The organism is Thiobacillus sp. 65-1402 (genome assembly GCF_001897685.1).
Taxonomy (GTDB): domain Bacteria; phylum Pseudomonadota; class Gammaproteobacteria; order Burkholderiales; family Thiobacillaceae; genus Thiobacillus.
This window is the reverse complement of sequence record NZ_MKUG01000006.1, coordinates 1-3,848: the sequence shown is the minus strand read 5'-3', so window position 1 is coordinate 3,848 and position 3,848 is coordinate 1. Positions and strand designations below refer to the sequence as shown.

General features: G+C 68.2%; 3 protein-coding genes and 1 pseudogene. All 4 read right to left on the bottom strand.

The annotated features are described in order from the left end of the window. Positions 1–346 precede the first annotated feature (346 nt). Entirely contained in the window at positions 347–1,546 is a 1,200-nt protein-coding gene (locus BGO62_RS00805; protein WP_296638584.1) for an ABC transporter permease, read from the bottom strand. Continuing rightward, on the bottom strand, positions 1,543–2,745 hold the full coding sequence (locus tag BGO62_RS00800) for an ABC transporter permease (RefSeq protein ID WP_296638582.1): 1,203 nt from the start codon (positions 2,743–2,745) through the stop codon (positions 1,543–1,545). Before BGO62_RS00800 ends, BGO62_RS00805 begins: the two co-directional genes overlap by 4 nt. Next, positions 2,742–3,413 (bottom strand): ABC transporter ATP-binding protein, encoded by a 672-nt coding sequence (locus tag BGO62_RS00795; protein ID WP_296638578.1) that lies wholly within the window; start codon positions 3,411–3,413, stop codon positions 2,742–2,744. Before BGO62_RS00795 ends, BGO62_RS00800 begins: the two co-directional genes overlap by 4 nt. Further along, positions 3,410–3,848, bottom strand: a pseudogene (locus BGO62_RS00790) (efflux RND transporter periplasmic adaptor subunit); the annotation flags it as partial. The pseudogene BGO62_RS00790 and the gene BGO62_RS00795, both read right to left, overlap by 4 nt.

Sequence of the window (3,848 nt, the reverse complement as noted above, 5' to 3'; positions counted from 1 at the left end):
AGTTTCACGCTTGGTTTACCGATCAAAAGCTGGTTTCTGATCCAAGAAGTATGAGCCGCATGAGCCATGCCGTCATTCAAGACGTTGATTTGCCGGCCAAGCCAGTCTGAGGGCTATCCGCATTAGAAAATATGGATAAGTTAGAATCGCTTTTCTTCATATACCATCAATGACCGCTCACAGGCCGGTTGCTGTCGAAGTCACGCGCGTATCCCAACGGCCGCAAAGGCCGAGAACCAGGCGTTAGCCCCCTCTGGCACAAATGACCGTTCAGGACCGCAACAATCCGGAGGCACGGAGAAGCGCACACCTGCTGGCTCATGCAGGTTTTTTCACGCAGCCATCGTCACTCCGCCCGCAGCGCGTCCACCGGATTCAGCCGCGCCGCGCGCATCGCCGGCACCACGCCGGCGGCCAGTCCGATCAGTACCGACACCGCCAGCGCGCCGAGGGCGTAGTCCCACGGTGTGTTGACCGGCAGGCTGCTCACGGTGGTCTTCAGCAGCCAGGCGATGCCGGCACCGATGGCGAGGCCGCCGAGCCCGCCGAGGGTGGACAGCACGGTCGACTCCATCAGGAACAGGGTGCGGATGCGCGCACGGGTCGCGCCCAGTGCGGTGAGCAGGCCGATCTCGGCGACGCGCTCGGCCACCGCGATGTGCATCAGGGTGACCATGCCGACCGCGCCGACCAGCAGCGAGATGCCGCCGAGCGCGGCGACGGCGAAGGTGAGCACGTCGAGCACGGTGGAGAGCGTGTCGAGCATCTGCTGCTGCGGGGTGACGGTGAAATCCTCGCGGCCGTGGCGCGCGATCAATATCCGTTTGATGTCGTCGACCACCGCCGCGACCGGCGAGCCCGGTTTGTAGGCGACGTGGATTTCCATCACGCCTTCGCGGTTGAACACTTCCAGCGCGCGTGCGGTGGGGATGTAGACGGTGTCGTCGAGGTCGAAGCCGAGCACCTGGCCTTTCGGCGCCATCACGCCGATCACGCGGAAGCGCGAGGCGCCAACTTGAAGAATCGCACCCAGCGGATTGGCGCTGCCGAACAGTTCGCTGCGCACTTTCGAGCCCAGCACCGCATAGGCGCGCGGGTTGCGCGGATCGTCGGCCGGCAGGAACTGGCCGGCTGCGACGCGCATGTTGAAGGCGCGCGAAAAGTCCGGTCCTTCGCCATACACCGTCACCCGCCGGCTGCGGCTGTGGGCGCGGATTTCCGCATTGCCCATCACCCCGGCGTTGGTGTACTGCGCGTAGCGCGAGGTTGCCAGCGCCAGCGCATCGTCTATCGTCAGCAGCCGCGCGCTGCCGATGGCGCCGACCGAGGCGCCGTGGGTGCTGGTCTTGCCCGGGCTGACGTTGACGATGTGGGTGCCGAACTGGGTGAACTCGGCCAGCACGAAACGATGGATGCCGTCGCCGATCGAGGTGAGCAGGATCACCGCGGCGATGCCCACCGCGATGCCCGTGGCCGAAAGGAAGGTGCGCAGCCGGTGCGCGGTCAGCGCGTGCAGGGCGAAGCGCAGGGTGTCGGCGGCGCTCATTTTCCGGACAGGGCCAGAACGGGGTCGAGCCGCGCCGCGCGCGACGCCGGCAGCAGGCTGGCGACGACGCCGGTGACGAGGGCGGTGGCGACGCCGGCCGCGCTCGCCCACGCCGGCGGCCAGGCGGGGAGCAGCGGGTAGGCCACGCGGATCGCCCAGCTGGCGGCGTGCCCCAGCGCGAAGCCGAGCGCGCCGCCCGCCAGCGACAGCCACAGCGCCTCGGCGAAGAACAGCCGGCGGATGTCGGCGGCGGGTGCGCCGATGGCTTTCAGCAGGCCGATCTCGGACGTGCGCTGGGCCACCGCCACCAGCATCACGTTCATCACCAGAACCCCGGCCACCGCCAGGCTGATCGCGGCAATGCCTGCCACCGCGAGCGTCAGCGCGGTGAGGATACGGTCGAAGGTGGCGAGCACCGCGTCCTGGGTGATGACGGTGACGTCCTCTTCGCCGTCGTGGCGCAGCTTCAGGACATGGCTGATCGCGGCCTTGGCAGGCTCGATGCTGCTGCGGCTCTTCGCCTCGACCAGGATGCGGAACAGCGATTCGGTGTTGAACAGTTCCTGCGCGTAGTCGATCGGGATGATGGCGATCTCGTCGGAGTTGAAGCCCATCGATTCGCCCTGGACGGCCAGCACGCCGGACACCAGGAAGCGGCTGTCGCCGAGGCGCACGCGCTGGCCGACCGCGCGGCCGTCGGGGAAGAATTCGCGCGCCAGCACGCTGCCCAGCACGATCTGCGCGCTGCGCTCCGAACCGTGGGCGAGAAAGCTGCCCTGCGACAGCTTCATGTGGCGGATCGGCAGCAGCTCGGCATTGCTGCCGAGCACGGTCACCTCGCGCAGCCGCCCGCCGGCCGTGAGCTCGGCCACCCCCACGTTGAGCGGCGCGAGGCGCCGCACCTGCGGCAACTGGCCGATGAAGCGGGCGTCCTCCAGGGTCAGGTCGCGCGGCGTCTGCCCGAGCGCGGCACCGGGAAAGCCGCCCGCGGTTTCGGCGCGGCCCGGCAGGACGATGAGCAGATTGGTGCCGAGCGAGGAGAACTGCCCCACCACATAGCGCCGCGCGCCGTCGCCCAGCGCGGTCAGCACCACCACCGCCGCCACCCCCAGCGCCATCGCCAGCACGATGAGCAGGGAACGGGTGCGGTAGCTCGCCACCGTGGTCAGGGACAGCGTCAGCGTGTCGCGCAGATTCATGTTTCGTCGGCGACGATCTCGCCGTCGCGCATCGCGATGTGGCGATGCGCGCGCGCGCCGAGTTCGCGGTCGTGGGTGACGACGATCAGTGTGGTGCCGCCATGGTGTAGCCCTTCCAGCAGCGCCACCACCTCGGCGCCGATGCGGTGGTCGAGGTTGCCGGTCGGTTCGTCGGCCAAGAGCGCGGTCGGGCGCATGATGGTGGCGCGCGCGATCGCCACGCGCTGGCGCTGCCCGCCGGAGAGTTCGGCAGGGCGGTGAAAGGCGCGGTCGCGCAGGTCGAAAGCGTCCAGCGCGGCGTCGACGCGGGCCTTGCGCTCGGCCGGCGCGATGCCTTCGAGCATCAGCGGCAGCTCGATGTTTTCCGCCGCGGTGAGGCGCGGCACCAGGTGAAACGACTGGAACACGAAGCCGATCTTCTCGCGGCGCACCCGCGCCTGCTCGTTCTCGGAAAGACCGGTGACGTCGGTGCCGTCCAGTTCGTAGCGACCGCTGTCGGAACGGTCGAGCAGGCCGATGACATTCAGCAGGGTGGACTTGCCGGAACCCGACGGCCCCATGATGGAGACGTATTCGCCCGATGCGATGTCGAGGCTGATGCCGTTGAGCGCGCGCACTTCCTGGTCGCCCATGCGGAACACGCGCGTGATCGCGGCGAGGCGGATCATGGCTTCGCGGCTTTCATGTCCTTCAGGGTATTGGGGGTGACCCGGGTGCCCGCCTGCACATCTTCTCGGTCGAATGACAGCAGCACCCGCTCGCCGGCGTTCAGCCCGCCGGTGACTTCGGTGAACGCCCAGTTGGCCAGCCCAGTTTTCAGTCTGCGCGTTTCCAGCCGGTCGTCCTTGCCCAGCACCAGTACCGTGCCGTCCTGCCGGATCGCTTGGGTGGGCACGCGCAGCACCTTGTCGCGGCGCTCGGTGACGATTTCGGCATCGGCGCTGTAGCCGACCAGCAGGATCTGCTTGGGCGGCGCGTCGAAATCGACCTCGACGTCGACCGTGCGCGCCTGCTTTTCCACCTCGGTCACGTACGGCGCAATGCGCCGCACATGGCCGGGAAAGACGTGTCCGGGCAGGGCGTCGAAGGTGATGCGCGCGGGC